Genomic DNA, 17,916 nt, shown 5'->3' on the forward strand with positions numbered 1-17,916 from the left:
CCCGAACCCGGAGAATGACGGATTGCCCGTTCCGTACGCCATGGAACGGTTTTGTGCCGCAGCAGACAGAGGGAGCCCGCCATGAGCGAACGCGAAACCATGGAATACGACGTCATTGTGGTCGGCGCTGGCCCCGCAGGCCTCTCGTTCGCCATTCGCCTGAAGCAGCTCAAGCCCGAAATAAGCGTGTGCGTGATCGAGAAAGCCTCGACCATCGGCGCGCAAATCCTCTCCGGCGCGGTGATCGAGCCGCAGCCGCTGGACGCGCTGCTGCCAGGTTGGCGCGACAATCCGCCGCCCATCTGCGTGCCGGCCGGCGAGGACGAGTTCTGGCTGCTCAGCAAGACCGGCGCGCGCAAGCTGCCGGTGCCGCCGGGCATGAACAACCATGGCAACTTCATCGTATCCCTGGGCGCCATGTGCGCCTGGATGGCGCCGCAGGCCGAGGCGCTGGGCGTGGACGTGTTCCCTGGTTTCGCTGCTGCGGACAACATTTACAACGACGACGGCTCGGTCGCCGGCGTACGCATCGGTGACATGGGCGTGGCCAAGGACGGTTCGCACAAGCCCGGTTACACCGAGGGCATCGACATCAAGGCTAAGGTCACCGTGCTCGCCGAAGGCGCGCGTGGCAGCCTGACCAAGCAGCTGATCAAGCGCTTCAAGCTGGACCAGGACAGTGACCCGCAGGGTTACTCCATCGGCATCAAGGAGCTGTGGCAGCTTCCCGCCGGACGCGTCACGCCGGGCAAGATCGTGCACAGCTTCGGCTGGCCGGCCGACAGCCACACCTATGGCGGCAGCTTCCTCTATCACTTGGATAAGGATCGGGTCGCGCTCGGCTACGTCAGCGGCCTCGACTACACCGACCCCAACTACCAGCCGTGGGAAGCGTTCCAGCAGTGGAAGAACCACCCGGCGGTGAAGGCGCTGCTGGAAGGCGGCACCATTCTTTCGGCAGGCGCACGCGCCATCGTCACTGGCGGCTACCAGTCGCTGCCGAAGCTGGAGATGCCCGGCGCCTTGCTGATCGGCGACACCGCCGGCCTGCTCAACGTGCCCAAGATCAAGGGTACGCACCAGGCCATCAAGAGCGGCATGCTCGCTGCCGAGCACCTGGCCGCCACCGATCTCGATCCCGCCGGTTTCGACGCCAAGTTGCGCGCTTCCGACGTGATGGCCGAGCTCAAGCAGGTGCGCAACATCAAGCCCGCCTTCAAGAAGGGCCTGTGGTTCGGCATGCTCAATGCGGCGTGGGAGACGGTGACCCGTGGTGCCTCGCCGTGGACCCTCAAGAACAAGGCCGACTGGTCCTCGCTGCACAAGCTGGGCGAGTGCGAGGAGCCCAAGCGCGACTACGTCCAGCGCGAACTCGCGCCACGCGATCGCCTCGCCGCCGTGTATTTCGCCGCCACCGAACACGACGAGGACCAGCCCGTCCACCTGCACGTGGCCGACACGTCGGTGTGCGTGACCAAATGCGCGGTGGAATACGGCAACCCTTGCACCCGCTTCTGTCCGGCCGGCGTCTACGAGATCGTCGACGATGAAGCAGGCAAGCGCCTGCAGATCAACGCCGCCAACTGCGTGCACTGCAAAACCTGCGATATCAAGGACCCGTACGAAATCATCACCTGGGTGACGCCTGAGGGCGGGTCCGGGCCCAATTATCAGAGTCTTTGATGGATATTGGTTGGCGGTTGCGGCGTATCGGCCATCTGGCGCGGCGCCTGAAAGGCAGCATCGCGATCCGGGGCTGGCGCGGGACCTTGCGCCGGGCAATGCGTGATCGCCGCACAGATGCCTCCATCGCCCTCCATGACGTCCCTTCGGTTGCTCTCCGTGCGCCGGCCGAGGGCCGCCCTCCACGAAGGATCCTCGTGGTGGAGACGATGACACCCGATCCAACGCGCGACTCCGGCTCGATGCGCCTGTGCCACATATTCGAATTGCTCAATGCTGACGGTTGGTACGTCGACTTCATCGCGGACGATGATGACGCGACGCCGCGCGACCTCGCACGGCTCGCGGCCCTGGGTGTGCGGGTACATCGCAGCAGCCCCGCATCCTGGATGCGGCACCACGGAGCCACGATAAACGCCGTCATGCTGTGCCGCCTGCCGGTGGCCGACCAATATCTGACGCTCGCTCGCCAGCTGGCACCACAGGCACGCGTGGTTTTCGATACCGTCGATCTGCATTACATACGAGAGCAGCGCGCCGCTGCACTTACATCAAATCCGGCGCTTGCCCGCCACGCCAAACGTTCACGCCGCCGCGAGTTGGCCATGGTTGCACGCGCTGACGTGACTCTCGTCGTGAGCGCCGATGAACGTGACATCCTCGCGAATGAGGCGGCGCGCTCGCGCGTGGAACTGGTCAGCAATATTCATGACGTCGTTGGCCGCGCGGAACCATTCGCATCGCGCAGCGGGCTGCTTTTCGTCGGAGGCTTCGGACACCCGCCGAACGAGGACGCCGTACGCTGGTTCGCTGCACACGTGTTACCGCTGGTGCGAGCACTCGATCCATCGATCATCCTCCATGTGGTAGGTGACATCGACGACCTTACGCGTCGCGCCATCGAGCGGGATGGCATGATCGTACATGGCCGAGTGGAAGACCTCGCCCCCCTGCTCGCCCAAGCGAGGATTTCGGTGGCACCGCTGCGCTTCGGCGCGGGAGTGAAAGGGAAAGTCAACCAGGCGATGAGCCATGGCTTGCCGGTAGTCGTCACAACCCTGGCCGCCGAGGGCATGTATCTGCACGATGGCGTGGATGCCTTGATCGAGGACGATGCGACCGCGATGGCCGAAGCTATCGATCGCATCTATCACGACGAAGCCCTGTGGGTCCGGCTATCCGATGCGGGCCTCGACAACGTTCGTCGCCACTTTTCCACTGACTGCGCACGCGAGGCACTGCGCCGAGCACTGGACGAGCCAATCGTATGAGCTCGCTGTTCCGACCGTGGCTCAAGAAACTGCTCGGCTTGCTGGCACGATACCCTGCGTTGAAGCGTTTCGTCGTCAATGTGGTGTATCGGTTCCCCGCCCTCGATGCGGGACTGCGCACGGTGGCCCATCGTACCATCCACCCGGAGGCAGCCCTCGATGTCGATGCTACGCGCATGCCCGAAACGAGCCGCCGCGCGTTCGATCGAATTCGCGCCAGGAAATTTCCATGAAGATTCGCATCGACATGCAGGGCGCGCAGACGGACAGCCGGCATCGCGGCATCGGCCGTTACTGTCTCGCGGTCACGCGCGCCTTCATCGAACTAGCACGTGATCGCCACGACATCGGCCTGTTGTTCAATGCCGCACTCGACGGCATCGGCGAGGCCGTCGATACCCTCGCCGACGCTGCCCCTCGAATATCACGCCGCACCTTCGGACCCGTGCGTCACGTGTCTTCCGACAATCCCGCAAATGATGCGAGACGCAAGGCGGCTGAACTCGCCTTCGGTCACGCACTCGGCGCGGACCTCCCAGACGTCGTCTGGCTCGGCAGCGTCGTGGAGGGCTTCACTGATGATGCCCTTGTCCCATACGCGAAGCCCGAGGCTTTTACGGTTGCCACGCTGTATGACCTGATCCCACTTCACGACCCGACGACATACCTAAGCAATGCGCATGCCCGTGACTGGTATATGCGTCGTCTGGAGGTGCTGAAGCGTTGTGACCTGCTCCTCGCCATCTCCGAGTGGGTGCGCAATGACGCCATCGTACGGCTCGGCATCGACCCTGAGCGCATCGTCGCGATCGGTGCTGGCGTCGACGCGCGTTTCGCTCCACGAACCGCGGGCATCGACCACACGCAATATTTACTCGGTCGCTTTGGCATCGACCGTCGTTTCGTTATGTATAACGGCGGATTCGACAAGCGAAAGAATGTACTCTCCTTGATCGAAGCGTTCGCCGACCTGCCAGCCGAACTACGTGCCGTGCATGCCCTGGTCCTGGTCGGTCGCGTTCCTCCTCTTCTGGCCAAAACATTCGCCGCGACCATGGTTGCCCGTGGCTTGGAGCCCGATGATGTACTCTTGACGGGTTTCGTCAGCGACGAGGACCTGGTGCGGCTTTACCAGGCATGCGCCCTGTTTGCGTTCCCCTCCGAACGCGAGGGCTTCGGCCTCGCTCCGCTGGAAGCAATGGCCTGCGGTGCGCCAACGATCGTCAACGATGCGACCAGTCTCCCTGAAGTGGTCGATGATCCGGAAGCCCTTTTCGATGGACATGCGCCTGGGGCGCTGGCCGCTCGCATGCGTACCGTGCTCACGGACCGCCACCTGGCAGACCGCCTTTCCTCGCGAGGACTTGCACGGGCCCGCCACTTCAGCTGGCGAGCCGTCGCGGCTCGCGCGCTGTCCGCTATCGATGAGCACGCCCTGGGGTATACAGCAACATCGCTAGATGGAGCGGAACGGCCCACCGGGCTTCCCGTCTATCGCGTCGACGCGGGCAATGTCGACAGACTACTGCCCACACTGCGTCAGTGGCCGGGCACTGTGGTCTGGTCTGGGCCACTTCCGGAGACGGGACCATCGCTACCCGCAGACCGCTACCGACTGGGGGGCTACGGCCGATTGCACGTTCAGGGCGGCGGAAACGAATGGCTCGCACTGCTGGAGCAGGACGCAGCTGGCGTGCTGCTCGACGATGGCCAGGCGGGTATCGCCCTCGATGAACGGGTCCAGCGCTTTCGCGTCGCGCACCCGTTGGCGCGACAGCGAAGCGTGGAAGACTCGATCGCAGCCTCCGTCGCCCCGTCGTTGACGGACGATGATCTGGCACGCGTCGCCGATGCTCTTGACCGTTCGCGGCCGACCAGCACCCGCCGCTGGCTTGTAGACGTCACGCACATCGCAACGCGCGACCTCGGCACCGGTATTCATCGCGTCGTGCGATCCATCCTTCGTGAGTGGCTGCAACATCCGCCTGAGCATGTGCTTATCGAACCGATCGTGTTCAGAGAGGGGCGCTTCCATCACGCGCACGATTACGCTTGCGCCCTCATCGAGGCGGACATCCCTCCGAACACCCTGCCCGGGGACCTCGTGGCCATCACCGGCAGCGAGGTGTACATCGGGCTGGACTGGACCATGGAAAGCCTTCCTTCCAGCGCGCCGCTGCTACGCACCTGGCGATGGGCAGGGGTGCAGATGCAATTCGTCGTCTACGATCTCCTGCCGCTGACGATGCCGGATGCATTCCACGCGCATTCGCGCGAAGCATTCACGCGATGGGCGACCACGATTGCCAGCCTTGGCGATGTCCTGCATTGCATTTCCCGAAGCACGGCGGCGGAGGTCAGGGGCTGGTTGAGTGAGAACCATCTTGGGCGGCGGCCGGAAGTGACAAACTTCGAACTCGGCGCCGACGCGAGTGGGCATTGCCAGATCGGTGAGCTCGATCCGGCCCTGGAGGAGGCAATGTCCACGAGCGCGTCGCTACTCATGGTCGGGACGGTCGAGCCACGCAAGGGGTACGTCCAGGTACTGGACGCCATGGAATTGCTGTGGGAGGCGGGTGCGAATCTTACGTTCGTGATAATCGGTCATCGCGGATGGCTCGTGAACGACCTGACGGAGCGCCTCCAGCAACATCGCGAAAAAGGCAAGAGACTTTTTTGGCTCGACAATGCCGACGACGGGACACTGGAAGCGGTCTACCAAAAATCGACGGTTTTGGTCGCCGCGTCGCGTGGCGAGGGCTATGGACTACCTTTGATCGAAGCAGCGCGCCGAGGCAAGCCAGTCATCGCGAGGTCACTTCCGGTTTTCCAGGAAGTCGCCGGTGATTTTCCTTCTTACTTCGACACGGATTCTCCGGAAGGCCTGGCAAGTCATATTGCCCGCTGGCTCGCCGCGCGTCCGGCACCGGGACCACATCCTGAGTGGCTGAACTGGCGACAGAGCGCGTTCAGGCTGGGACAATTAATCCGCACTCGCGTCGAGAGCGCGGCGCCACCCTGACCCAGGTCGGGCTTGCATTCATCATCCGCACCGCACGGTCGGTCAACGTTGCGGCGGTTTCAGCGTGACGATGACGAACAAAGGTTGTTCATCCACGGACAACAGGGGATCCTGGCGCAAGGCCTTCACTTGTTCCGCGTAGGCGGCTTTGATCTGCACCGGACAAAGGAAGCCAGGGTTGGCCGCGAACAAGGCAAGCGTCCGGGCCGAATACCCCCTGGCTTGATCAACACAGGGCCAAAGGTGTGCTGCCCACAGACTATCGAAGTATGGAATGACCATTGCGTCAGCTTCATGGTGGAGCAACGTCGCGCGGATCGCGGGAAGGTCGCCTGTGTCAAACCGGTTCATGGCGAACTTTTGCAGATTGGCGGGCCACTGGTCGCGGGCGATCTCAATTTGTTTGTCCCCTCCGACGTTGTAGGAAACCACGCCGAGCTTGGGGCTCAGGTAGTTCGCCATCACGTCATTGCTGAAGGGCAAGAAGAATATTCTCGATCCGGGACGGAGCCTCGCAGCGAGAGGTCTGGCGAGGTCATGATCGATCGTGGCGAGATCGCGTCGATAGCTCCGGTAGTCCCTCCACATGTCCATAAGATGCGGCATGCTGGAAACGATCAACAGTAAGTACACGATGGTCCAGGCCCAGCTATGGCGGGACCGGACCCGTGCCGAGCCCATGACGACGAGGCCCCACATGCCAAGCAGGAACAGGGCCTCCCACCGATAGGCCGCGCGCATGGCGCGAAATCCCGGAACGTGCTCGGACACGAATGCATTGCCGGTGGGCATTACGCCGGATGCGGCCTCCATGAAGGGCCCGCTTGCCCCATCAGGCTTGATCGCTCCGTACTTTAGCGACGGTCCCAGCGACATATATAGGCCAAGTAAAGCCACGACCAACAACACCCAGGCACGACCATCCTGTTTGCGCACTGCAAGGAAGCACCCGAGACCGAGGATCGACATCGGCAACGCGAACGTCGTGAGCCAGACTGATGCATCGCCAAAGAACTTGGAATCGCTGCGTACGCCGACCCACCCCAACCAGTCCCATAGCCAGAACTCCCCCTGGGGCGGCTTGATGAGGAAAATAAGGTCCAGCGCCCAGCCACGAAAGAACGCCAGGGGCGCGGGCGAAAACGCCGATCGTCCGATGTATCCGGTGTAAAGCAGATAAGCCCCAGCGAACCCCAGCACATAGGCCGGCAACGCTCCTCTTGCGGTGACCAACCACGAGGACGGGTGTGCGATCAGTCGGAAGGCGAACAGGACGGCGCTCGCGACGGCGAACATCATGAACGTGTAGCCATCCATGAAAAGTGCAATAACGCAAAGAGCCACAAATGCCACGATGCAAAAGACGCGACGCCAGAGGGACGCCTTCGATATGTCGAAGAGGGCGAACGCCGAGGACAGGTAGAGTGGAAGCAGGGCCATGCCCAAGGCAAGAGACGAGTACGACTGGTGGGCCCATATCATGGGCAACGACATCCATGTCACCGCGGCAAGTACGCCTATCGCTGACGTCGCTCCAAGAGCCCTTGCGAGCCGGTAGGCCCCCAAGTAGGCTGAGACAAGCCAGAACGCCGCTGCTGCGGCGTACGCATCGGATGCCTGCATACCCAGGCGGACGAACCAGCCAGCGAGCCAAGCGAGCGGCAACCCCGTTGCCAGGGACGTCGCCACGGGATATCCGAACGACCTCGCGTGCAGCGAATACCAATGCTGGTCGGCAAATGCCTGCGCATAGCCCATCATGGACGCAGCCTGGCCCATTGTCGGCATGCCTAAAAAGGGTACGGCGCCGTTGATCAGCAGGGCCCATAGCGCTCCTGCGGCCAGGGCCAGCATCACGAACACGTTATGGCGATCGACCCTGCGTATGTTATTGGTTCCCACGTCCATATCCCCCTCGAGCCAGTAGAAGTCGCCATCCCGACCCGAGGAGAAACGCCAGTGCATCGGCCAAGGTGGTAGCGAGGCGCAACGTCACGCCAAGTGCAATGGCAGTTGTCTCTCCGAACAGCGGAGAAAACAGCACCAGCATCACGGACTCCCGCACGCCGATGCCGGCCGGGGCGCCTGGCAACAGATAACCCGCGAGCCACGCAAGGGCGAAGAAGCCGCTCACTTCCAACAGGGGCGCCTCAGGAGCACCGAAAAACACCTGCGACTGCAAGCGCAAGATCAGCCCCATACACGCATAGCAACCCACGTACAGCGCCGAGACCCACAACGCCGCACCCCAGCCGGGAGGACGCAGTTCGCCCCCGGCGAGCACCTTCCCGATGGCACCGGGAAATACGCGCCTGAGCAGGGTGATTCCAATCCATGGAGCGGCCAGCAAAGCCACGAAACACATGCTCAGGCTGGCGGTACTCAGCCACGGTGGCAGTGACGCCACCCCATCGCCAAGAAACAAGTACAGCGAAAGCGCCGAAACGCCCAGCGCCGTTCCGATGCTCCAGAGGACCTCGGTAAGCATCGTCGCGAGCGTAACGGGCACCGGTATACCGATGTCGCGGGCAAGGGCCACCCTGCCTACGAACTGTCCGATGTTCCCCGGCAAGTACTTCCCGAACTGCGACACCAGGAAGAGGGACAGCACCTTGCCCAGCGGACGACGCACCTGCTGGTCCTTCAGCAGTACCTGCCAGATGACGCCAGAGAGAAGGATCGCCAGAAGTGCCAGCAGAATCGATGCCGCTGAGACTCCCACTCCGGCGGCGCCCCAGGCGATACGCGGCATGCGCGATGCGTTGACGATGACCCGCTGGACGAAGAAACCGATCGCGATTGCCGTGACGATCCATCCGAGCGCGCGCCTGACCATGTGACGATACGAGTGGGTCAACAGCCTGCCTCCATGGGCGCCCCATAGGCCTCGAGAGTGCGCTCTGCTACTGCCGGCCAAGCATAAAGTGACGCAATAGTTTCCTGAGCGGCGAGAATGAACGATGTCCGCTGCGCCGCCGGCCAAGTGGCAATTTCCGCGATCTTCGCAGCCCATGCCGACGCATCGCCCGTGGGAAGGAGGAAGCCAGTGCGGCCATCCACGACGGCGTCGAGGATGCCTTCGATGCCACTGGCCAGTAGCACGCCACCGTCGGCACCAGCCTCCACGGCCGTAAGACCGAACCCCTCGACATCCGTGCCACCTGAGGTGATGTTCGGCATGACGACGGCCAGTGCGTCGCGGCGCAACGTGAACAGATCCGCGGCACTCACGACGTCGCGACAGTCCACCCTGGGATCGGTGCGCAGCGCGGCCGCTTCTTCCTCGTCCCACGCCCTACCGACCACCACTAAACGTAGCGTGCCAGGCAGCAGCGGCATGACCTCCCGCGCGAACCAGGCCGCACCCTTGCGCCTGACGAGTCGACCGATAAAGAGGACGAAGTCACCAGCCGGCCGGTCGACGGGCGGGACGCGCGTCGGCAGGTCCACACCGAGTGTCACCACGGCGACGTCACGAAAACCTGCCTCCCGGCAGAGCGTCGCCGTCTGTCGCGAAATTGCGATGACGCGCACGTTCTTGCCGACCAGGCGCACTCCCAGCGCAAGGTAGCGACGGTAGATCCAGGGCAGCAGGCCTGGCCGCCGTCCGAACACCAGGTCGAGGCCATATGCGGTGATGGCAATGCGCGGCGCGGTACGCGCCAGCCTGGCGGCCAGGGCCAACGGCCACAGCACCAGGTCCCCCACGTGGACGACGTCCGCACGCCGACCAACCAAAAAGTGCATCGCCTTTACTACGAACGATGCGAGGCGTATGAGCCCTGGCGGGCTGCCATCGGGCCGGCCAGGCAGCACACGAGTTTCCAACGCGCAGCGCAGCGCCAGTTCGGCGCACAGCTTTACCGCATAGGTCTCCATGCCACCGATCGCAGGCGGCCACTTACGCGTTACGAACAGGACACGCTGCATTTAGGTGCGATGTGACATGGTGATTATACTTCCTTGCGCCAAACTTAATATTATAGGCGCACTCACTAACATGAAATTCCACAGGGAGCAGTGGGAACGATTCGGCGTCGTCCAGCCGCCCGGGGAGAACCATGAAGCTAATTATCCAGATCCCCTGCCTGAACGAAGCAGAGACACTCGCCATTGCACTGACAGACCTGCCACGCAAGGTCGCCGGCTTCGATTCGGTCGAATGGCTGGTCATCGACGACGGGTCCTCCGATGACACGGCAGAGGTCGCTCGTAGGCATGGGGTGGATCACGTGATCCGTCACCACGTCAACCGGGGTCTCGCCGAAGCCTTCATGACCGGCATCGATGCCTGCGTCCAGTTGGGAGCCGATGTCATCGTCAATACCGATGCCGACAACCAATACTGCGGTGGCGATATCCCGACACTGACCGCACCGGTGCTGGCTGGCGAGGCAGAGATTGTGATCGGCGCGCGACCGATCAGCGAAATCGAACACTTCTCGTGGATAAAGAAGATACTGCAGCGCCTGGGCAGCTGGGCCGTCCGCATGGCCAGCGGCACCCAGGTCGCCGACGCTCCCAGCGGATTCAGGGCTATATCCCGGGAGGCCGCCATCCGGCTGCATGTTTTCAGCAGTTATACCTACACGCTGGAGACCATTATCCAGGCTGGCCAGAGCAATATGCGGGTCATCTCGGTACCGGTACGCACCAATGGCGACCTTCGGCCGTCACGGCTAGTCAAGAGCATCTCTAACTACGTCAAACGGTCGCTGATGACGATACTGCGCATGTTCGTGGTGTACCGGCCGCTAGCGTTCTTCGCGTGGGTGGCGAGCATGTTCCTGGCCATCGGCTTCATCGCTGGCTTGCGTTTCCTTTTCTACTACATGAGTGGATCCGGCTCTGGACACATCCAGTCCGTGATCCTGAGCGCCCTTTGCATCATCGTTGGACTGCTTTTCGCCATGATGGGCCTAATCGGCGATCTGATCGCAACAAATCGCAAGCTGCTCGAGCGGATCGACATAAAGTTGCAACGCATCGAGCGCCAGCAAAAACTGACGGGCACTACCGAGGGTGGTCGTGACACCATACCGGCTCTCCAGGCTGGGCGTGCATCTTCGGCGTGAGCGCCCGCTGCGCTGGCTCAAGCGCGAAGGCACGACACTCAACACCCGACGTCCGACGCCGGCCTGCTGCGCAGGTCGCTGATGGTCGATCAGCACCTCGCCGCTTTCCGCAGCTAAGCGTCGAGGGCCAAGCTGCGGTTTGACACGGTCGATTCCCACTCCATCCACGAACAGCTCGCTGGGCGTTTCGCTCGGGCCAGCGCGATTTGGCCATGACAGGGAATTGCGGCTCAACGCTTGCCGCAAGCAAAGGCCAGCGCAACATCACTTTCGTGCTCTACAACCGCGAGGGTGGATAGCGGAAGAATGTCTAGGCCTTGTTCCCGGCGTTCGGCGAGCCGCCGCGGGAACTGTGCGATACCCACTTAATGGTGGCCGGCTGCACGCCTTCGGTAACTGAGAAACGCCTTGAGAAGATCGCGCGCGACGCTGACCTGAAGGCTGAGGACGTGGTCTTCACCGACCTAGCAAGAGACGAAGACCCAACCTTTGTCGCGGATACGCTGAGCCGCCTGCACCCCTGCATACGGCATAGCCGGCTGGTCGCCGTCACCCATATCGCCGGCAACGATCTAGGCATGGGTATCCAGTGGTAATCCGGGCCTTCCCACGGCGCTGGCTGCGCGAACCTTCCGCCGGGGTAATCCCTCCGCCCTTGAGTGCACGGAGCAAGGCATCGGGCGGCGCAGTGACGGCACAGCGCGCACCGTCAGTATCTCGCTCCGCGCGACAGATGCTTGCACTAGAACGCCTCACCCTGTGAAGAAGGCGGCATCGGCGGCCAAGAATGAGTCGACTGCCATTGGACTGCACTCGATGGCACCTACGATCCGTGGCAGGATTGGACGATCGCTGTCTTATGGCATGATCTCAGACAACCGCCCGAATAACGCAGATACTCTCTGGAGTGCATCAAAAATGCTGAATTCAGTTGCCTGCCGCTATACGGATTTTTCAACGCCTTGGTATAGGGATCGCGAGTCAGAACTGAAGATCCGCGACATCTATCATTCCCATTCTGCATCGCAAGTGGAATTCATCAATCGCAAATTCTGGGAATGGTGCGTTATCGTGCAGGCGCTGCAAGAGCGCTCCAAACTGAGGCTTGACGCGAAGGGACTCGGTTTTGCGGTTGGAACCGAGCCGTTGTCGTCGTTCTTTGCCGCCAAGGGTTGCCGGATTCTAGCCACGGACCTGAGTGTCGAAAGTTCGCAGCTGGGCTGGATCGAGAGGAACGAGCACGCGGCGTCGAAGAACGCACTCTACTATCCGCAACTTATCGAGCGAGAGCCCTTCGATGAGCGAGTGATGTTTCAATCGGCGGACATGCGTACGCTGAAGGGGCTATCTGGTAGCTACGACTTTATCTGGAGTTCCTGTGCCCTGGAACATCTCGGGTCGCTGCAAGCTGGTATCGATTTCGTGCTCGAGTCCTCGATGTTTCTGAAGCCTGGGGGCGTGGCGGTCCACACCACAGAATTCAACGTCCGCTCGAATGACGAAACGGTTACCAGCGGCTCAAATGTCGTCTACCGGCAAAAGGATTTGCTGAATCTGGAGGAGGCATTACGACTGCAGGGCCTCAAGCTTGCCATGCTCAATTTCGATACCGGGGATCACCCATTCGATCTCGATGTGGATATCGCGCCTTATATGCAGCCCGGCAAACGGCATCTGAAGCTCGACATTTCAGGTCACGTGGCGACATCTTTTCTATTGATCATCGAAAAATTACCTGAAGCGAAGCCGAATCACTCTTGGCGAACACGGCTCAACTCGCTGTTTCGCTCAAGAGCCTGAGTGACGGAGCGGCCAGGAGAACGGCCATTGCGGCGACGGTGGTCGCGGGGGCATGAAGTCGCCCGCATCCGTCGGGGCAGGCGCCGGAATCCAGCCGCGCGTAGGCCTCGGCGAAGCGCTATCGGATCAGCCGCGCGAATGGCCCTTCGCCACATGCGGTTGCCGAAACGCGCTGTTGTGATCCTTGCCTGCATGCATCTCGCGGGCGCATCAGGCTTATCACGTGTTTGTTCCACTCGGGATAATGCCTATCCAGCCATTCGCAGCGTCAGCAGCGAGGCCGGAGAGGCTGGGTAGTTCTGGTACAGGTGAGTCCGGTCAACCAGTGGGTCGCAGTACAACCAGGTAGGCCGTGGTTCCCGCGATCGTGACGGGCCTGATGGACGATGCATCGGCGACGACAGGACGGGCCAACTGGCCGAATGAGTTGGTGGTTTTCACGCAATCGTCCACGCTTGCTTGGAGACAAAGCGAAAGCACGCCATGCGGCCGGTCGGCAAACAGACGATCGATTTTCTCGCGCAAGGCGTGCGCGCGAAACGTCATGCCGTACATCCGCTCCCTGGCCTGCCCGGTTCGCCGCAGCTGGCTGCGTGCCTCCATGACAGCCGGCCAGACATGCCAGAAATCGCCGACGATCAGCGCTGCATGCGCATCGACGGCGACATGGGCGGCGGCCTCGGACGACTCGCGCCACGGCTCGCCGACCAGCGCCCAGGGAGTCTGTGAAAGTCCGTGGAAGGCGAATGAAAACATGGCAAAAAACAGCGCCGCCGCCGCGATAGCCTGGCGACGCAGCGACCCGAAGGCGAGCGGGAACTCGCGCAGCAGGATGTAGACGCAGCAGCTGACAAAGACCGTCAGGAAGGTCAGGAAATAACGAATGCTGTAGACGCCATCCTGCAACCATTGCAGGCACGACAACGCGCCAATCGCGACAAACATCCCAATCGCGACCAGGATGGCCATCATAGTCTCGCGCGAGCGACGGATCGCGGCCACCACGACCGCTGCCACGAACAGCGCGCAAAGCAGGCGCACGTCCACCTCGTTGAAGAACGATTGATAGCCAGCCTGCACCGCTTCCCATGAGGGATGCAGGGCGAACTTCGTCACTGGTTCGCCGAACCACTGACTATGAAGCCATGCGGCCAAGATCGATACTAGATTGAGCAGCAACACCGCGCCCAACAGCCGCCGATCACGCACGCCAAAAACCATGGCCACCGCCAGAAACGGTACTGCCCATACGACCAACGCTAGGTTGACCGCATAGGCAAGGAACAATACGAAGAAAGCCGCGCCCCAGCGCCAACTGGCCTTGCCGTTGACACAGACCCATAGCGCCAAGGCAAAAAGCACGAACGACGTGCCATAGGGATTGTGCTGCGCCCACATGTTGAACGCGCCATACTGCGATAACGCAAAGGCGAGCAGGCACTGGGTTGTAGCCACAAGCAGCACGGCGAAACGCCAGGAGCCGCGAAACACGCAGACCACGCCGAGCGGCGACAGGAACGCCAACGCGAAGCGCAGGAAGACCTGTACCCGCAGGTTAAGCTCCGGATCGCGGAACGGCGCGGCCAGCGCAGGCAGCAGATTGAGCAGTCGATCCTGTCCCCAGAAATACCAGGTCAGTTTTTGCGTGGAAATAAGCGCCGTCAGAACGCCGTCGCTATCCTGAGTGCCGGCCAGCCAGGCCGTCATCGGGAGCATGATTCCCGCGACGATGCCCAGCAGGCACAAGGAAAGGGCAACTCTTCGCCGCTGGCGCCGTTGATCCGCGGCCGTCACCGCCCGTCACCGCAAAATACACACATCCTGCCCTGCGCCGCGTTCACGACGGAATAGCCAGTGCCGCACACACCGCACGGCTGGGGCGAAAAAGCCTCCCAAGACGGCTTGCCTCCGAAAACCTTGACGACCGCCAGGCGCATCAGATTCGCCACGCCTCGAAAAATTTCGAAGGGGGGAATCTTTGACGTTCCATAGCCCCGCTCGCGGAAATGAATCGGCACTTCGGCGAGTCGCCAACCGCGCCGCGCGGCTTCGACCACCGTGGTCAGGAAGAAGGAATAGCCGCCGACAAGGAGCGCGCCGAAATCCAACGAACGCAGCTTCTCGACCTTGAAGATCCGGTACGAGGTGGTGAACTCGGTGAGCTTGACGGAAAGCAGTAGCCGCGCGGCGACATTGGCCGCCTGGCTCACGCGCAGGCGGTAGCCGTCGTAGTCGCATGCGCCACCCTTCATGTAGCGCGAACCGATCACGAAATCGTATCCCGAGTCCAGCTTTTCCATCAGCGCGGGCAGATGCTGCGGATCGTGGGAACCGTCCGCATCCATGGTGACGAGCGCCTCGTAACCATTGGCCACTGCATAGCAGAACGCCAGCAGATGCGCCGTACCGAGACCGAGCTTGCCTTTTCTCACCAAAACGGTGACGTTGTTGCGCCCCAGCTTTCTAATCGCGTCAGCCGTGCCGTCCGGGCTGTTGTCATCGACCACCACGATGTCCGCCGCCGGAGCGCGCTCCGCGATCTGCTCGATCAACGCAGCAACGTTACCCGCCTCATTATAGGTCGCGAAGAAAATTAGCGTTTTCATGAAATCCATTTATTGAATCGGGCCATCGCCATCTTGCAGAAACCGTTTGAATCGACCGCTCCGAGATTCATCGTGCCCTTTTCGCGATCACTGCCGTGATCAAGCGCCAGACAAAGGCATATGACATCAGGTAGTTCCACATAGACCCGCAAACGATGCCGCAGACCGCCGCGATAACCGGAGGAAGTCCGCGCGCATACGCGATCGTCGAAACGCCCATGCTGATGGCGAGACCGAGCGAGGTCACGCCCATGTACAGCGCATACCCGACGAGGATCGACCGCCCCCGCAGGGTCTTGTCGCTGAAAGTGGCGGCATTATTGAAGTAATAATTGAAAGTCGCCGCACCGATCATCGCTATCAGATTGGCGATGCGAAAATCAAGCTGCAGAACGATCATGCCAGCTTTCATAATCGCCAGATGGACGCCCATGCCGAGGGCGCCCACGGTGAAAAACGAAATCAGGCTGCGCGGCAGCAGACCTAGGCAAAAGCGATGGGCTAATCCGGAAACCCGGTTGACAAAATTGATCATGCATCCCCCAGATGCCGTCGGGCTTTACCGCCGCGCGGCCATATACGGCACGCGGTAGCACGCGAGCATAGCATAAATCCGCGGTCCGCCTGACTTAATCATGTTCCGCGAGGCGCGAACCTGTCGCCATCCGGGATAGCGAGAGCTACAATCAACCGGCTATGCCCGGGACTCCCACTTGGGCCAACGTTCTCCGCAACTTATGGACTATCGAATGAAAATTCTGGTCGGTTACAAGCGCGTGGTGGACTACAACGTCCGCATTCAGGTCAAGGCCGACGGCATGGGCGTCGTCACGGACGGTGTGAAGCTGTCAGCCAATCCGTTCGACGATATCGCCCTGGAAGAAGCCCTCCGGCTGCGCGAAAAGGGGCTCGCCGAGGAAGTCGTGGTCGTCACCATTGGCTCTGCCGACCTCACTGCACACCTGCGCAACGGCCTGGCCATGGGCGCCAATCGTGCCATCCACGTGCAGACGGGCGACGCCGTGTCGCCGCTGACCGCCGCCCGCGTGTTCCTGAAGCTGGCGGAAAAGGAACAGCCGGGCCTGTTCATCCTGGGCAAGCAGGCGATCGACGACGACGCCAACCAGACCGGCCAGATGCTAGCCGCGCTGTGGGACCGCCCCCAAGCCACCTTCGCCAGCAAGGTTGAGCTGACCGACGGCAAGGCGGTCGTAACCCGCGAAGTCGACAGTGGCCTGGAAACCATCGAGGCCGACCTACCGGCCGTGATCACCACCGACCTGCGCCTCAATGAACCACGCTTCATCAAGCTACCAGACATCATGAAGGCCAAGTCCAAGCCGATCGAGGTGATCGAGCTGGCCACGCTCGGCGTCGACGCCGCGAACCATGTGACCACCACCCATTACGCCGCGCCGGCCAAGCGCAGCAAGGGCGCGATGGTGAAGGATGCTGCCGAGCTCGTGGCGGCCCTCAAGCAAAAGGGTCTGCTCTAAGCAGCCGCAAAGGAGAATCAGGATATGAGCAAGGTTCTGGTCATCGCCGAACACTTGGACGGAAAACTCAATGCATCGACCGCCCGCGCCGTCAGCGCCGCGGTGGCTGTAAAGCCCGAGGTGATCGACGTCGTCGTGCTGTCGGACGCGCCCGAAGTCGTCGCCGCCGAAGCTGCGAAGATCGTGGGCGTTAGCAAGGTGCTGACCGTGGCGCGGGTGGAGAACGCCCACGCTCTGGCGGCGATCCTAGCCCCGCAGATCGCGAAGCTCGCCGCCGGCTATACCCACGTGTTTGCGCCATCGACCACGTTTGGCAAGGACGTCGCTCCGCGCGTGGCGGCCTTGCTGGGCGTGTCGCAGGTAAGCGACGTGATGAGCGTGGAAGCCGCGCGTCGCTTCACGCGCCCGATCTACGCGGGCAATGCCATCGTCACGGTCGAAGCGGACGCCTCGTCCGTAGTGGTGGCCACCATCCGTACGGCGTCCTGGCCGGCGGCGGCCTCGACCGGCGCGGCCGCCGTGGAGGCCGTAGCAATCGACGTAGCGTTACCGACGCACACCCGCTTCGTGGGTCTGCAGCAAGGCAAGAGCGATCGCCCCGACCTGCAGAGCGCATCCAAGGTCGTCTCGGGCGGCCGCGGTGTGGGCTCGAAGGAGAACTTCGAGATTATCTACAAGTTCGCGGACAGGATCGGCGCCGCGGTGGGTGCATCCCGCGCCGCCGTCGACGCCGGCTACGTACCGAACGAAATGCAGGTGGGCCAGACCGGCAAGATCATCGCGCCGGAGCTCTACATGGCGATCGGCATCTCCGGCGCCATCCAGCACCTCACCGGGATCAAAGACGCGGGCACCATCGTCGCCATCAACAAGGACGCGGAAGCTCCGATCTTCGAAGTGGCCGACCTCGGCCTGGTCGGCGATCTGTTCAAGATCCTGCCCGAACTCGAGCAGGCACTCTGA

15 protein-coding genes are annotated in these 17,916 nt (G+C 62.0%); 9 read left to right on the forward strand and 6 right to left on the reverse strand.

Annotated features, from left to right (window positions below):
- Nucleotides 1-81: 81 nt before the first annotated feature.
- From OUZ49_RS07840 to OUZ49_RS07855, 4 genes are read left to right on the forward strand one after another with little or no spacing between them, the layout of a single operon-like run.
- Nucleotides 82-1,683 (forward strand): electron transfer flavoprotein-ubiquinone oxidoreductase, encoded by a 1,602-nt coding sequence (locus OUZ49_RS07840; RefSeq protein WP_266149773.1) that lies wholly within the window; start codon nucleotides 82-84, stop codon nucleotides 1,681-1,683.
- Nucleotides 1,683-2,954, forward strand: a complete 1,272-nt coding sequence (locus OUZ49_RS07845; RefSeq protein WP_266149774.1) for a glycosyltransferase — start codon at nucleotides 1,683-1,685, stop codon at nucleotides 2,952-2,954. The genes OUZ49_RS07840 and OUZ49_RS07845 overlap by 1 nt, the downstream gene beginning before the upstream one ends.
- Nucleotides 2,951-3,187 (forward strand): hypothetical protein, encoded by a 237-nt coding sequence (locus OUZ49_RS07850; protein ID WP_266149775.1) that lies wholly within the window; start codon nucleotides 2,951-2,953, stop codon nucleotides 3,185-3,187. Before OUZ49_RS07845 ends, OUZ49_RS07850 begins: the two co-directional genes overlap by 4 nt.
- Nucleotides 3,184-5,976, forward strand: coding sequence for a glycosyltransferase family 4 protein (locus OUZ49_RS07855; protein WP_266149776.1), 2,793 nt, complete (start codon nucleotides 3,184-3,186; stop codon nucleotides 5,974-5,976). Before OUZ49_RS07850 ends, OUZ49_RS07855 begins: the two co-directional genes overlap by 4 nt.
- A 42-nt stretch (nucleotides 5,977-6,018) precedes the next feature.
- Here OUZ49_RS07855 and OUZ49_RS07860 read toward each other — a convergent pair whose 3' ends face one another.
- The 3 genes from OUZ49_RS07860 to OUZ49_RS07870 are packed head-to-tail and all read right to left on the reverse strand — an operon-like array spanning nucleotide 6,019 to nucleotide 9,855.
- Nucleotides 6,019-7,884, reverse strand: a complete 1,866-nt coding sequence (locus OUZ49_RS07860) for a hypothetical protein (protein WP_266149777.1) — start codon at nucleotides 7,882-7,884, stop codon at nucleotides 6,019-6,021.
- Nucleotides 7,865-8,833, reverse strand: coding sequence for a lysylphosphatidylglycerol synthase domain-containing protein (locus OUZ49_RS07865; protein WP_266149778.1), 969 nt, complete (start codon nucleotides 8,831-8,833; stop codon nucleotides 7,865-7,867). The genes OUZ49_RS07860 and OUZ49_RS07865 overlap by 20 nt, the downstream gene beginning before the upstream one ends.
- The gene (locus OUZ49_RS07870) at nucleotides 8,830-9,855 is read right to left on the reverse strand and encodes a glycosyltransferase family 4 protein (RefSeq protein WP_266149779.1); all 1,026 of its coding nucleotides are present in this window, start codon (nucleotides 9,853-9,855) and stop codon (nucleotides 8,830-8,832) included. The genes OUZ49_RS07865 and OUZ49_RS07870 overlap by 4 nt, the downstream gene beginning before the upstream one ends.
- Before the next feature lie 182 nt (nucleotides 9,856-10,037).
- On the opposite strand from OUZ49_RS07870, the gene OUZ49_RS07875 reads away from it, so the two are divergent.
- The 3 genes from OUZ49_RS07875 to OUZ49_RS07885 all read left to right on the forward strand — a co-directional run bounded on the left by OUZ49_RS07875 (nucleotide 10,038) and on the right by OUZ49_RS07885 (nucleotide 12,851).
- Entirely contained in the window at nucleotides 10,038-11,051 is a 1,014-nt protein-coding gene (locus OUZ49_RS07875) for a glycosyltransferase family 2 protein (RefSeq protein ID WP_266149780.1), read from the forward strand.
- Between the two features lie 317 nt (nucleotides 11,052-11,368).
- Nucleotides 11,369-11,647, forward strand: coding sequence for a hypothetical protein (locus OUZ49_RS07880; protein ID WP_266149781.1), 279 nt, complete (start codon nucleotides 11,369-11,371; stop codon nucleotides 11,645-11,647).
- A gap of 220 nt (nucleotides 11,648-11,867) precedes the next feature.
- Nucleotides 11,868-12,851: an SAM-dependent methyltransferase gene (locus OUZ49_RS07885; protein WP_266149782.1), complete on the forward strand. Its 984-nt coding sequence runs from the start codon at nucleotides 11,868-11,870 to the stop codon at nucleotides 12,849-12,851.
- Nucleotides 12,852-13,169: 318 nt separating this feature from the next.
- On the opposite strand, the gene OUZ49_RS07890 is transcribed toward OUZ49_RS07885, so the two are convergent.
- The 3 genes from OUZ49_RS07890 to OUZ49_RS07900 all read right to left on the reverse strand — a co-directional run bounded on the left by OUZ49_RS07890 (nucleotide 13,170) and on the right by OUZ49_RS07900 (nucleotide 15,992).
- A complete protein-coding gene (locus OUZ49_RS07890; protein ID WP_266149783.1) occupies nucleotides 13,170-14,558 on the reverse strand; it encodes a hypothetical protein in 1,389 nt (462 codons plus the stop codon).
- An 83-nt stretch (nucleotides 14,559-14,641) separates the two neighbouring features.
- Entirely contained in the window at nucleotides 14,642-15,466 is an 825-nt protein-coding gene (locus OUZ49_RS07895) for a polyprenol monophosphomannose synthase (protein ID WP_266149784.1), read from the reverse strand.
- Nucleotides 15,467-15,524: 58 nt separating this feature from the next.
- On the reverse strand, nucleotides 15,525-15,992 hold the full coding sequence (locus OUZ49_RS07900) for a GtrA family protein (RefSeq protein ID WP_266149785.1): 468 nt from the start codon (nucleotides 15,990-15,992) through the stop codon (nucleotides 15,525-15,527).
- A gap of 214 nt (nucleotides 15,993-16,206) precedes the next feature.
- On the opposite strand from OUZ49_RS07900, the gene OUZ49_RS07905 reads away from it, so the two are divergent.
- Together OUZ49_RS07905 and OUZ49_RS07910 are read left to right on the forward strand one after the other, a co-directional pair.
- Complete coding sequence (locus tag OUZ49_RS07905) at nucleotides 16,207-16,953, forward strand: electron transfer flavoprotein subunit beta/FixA family protein (protein ID WP_266149786.1); 747 nt, start codon at nucleotides 16,207-16,209, stop codon at nucleotides 16,951-16,953.
- Nucleotides 16,954-16,977: 24 nt separating this feature from the next.
- Nucleotides 16,978-17,916, forward strand: a complete 939-nt coding sequence (locus OUZ49_RS07910; protein ID WP_266149787.1) for an electron transfer flavoprotein subunit alpha/FixB family protein — start codon at nucleotides 16,978-16,980, stop codon at nucleotides 17,914-17,916.

It is taken from the genome of Dyella halodurans (genome assembly GCF_026283925.1).
Classification (GTDB): domain Bacteria; phylum Pseudomonadota; class Gammaproteobacteria; order Xanthomonadales; family Rhodanobacteraceae; genus Dyella; species Dyella halodurans.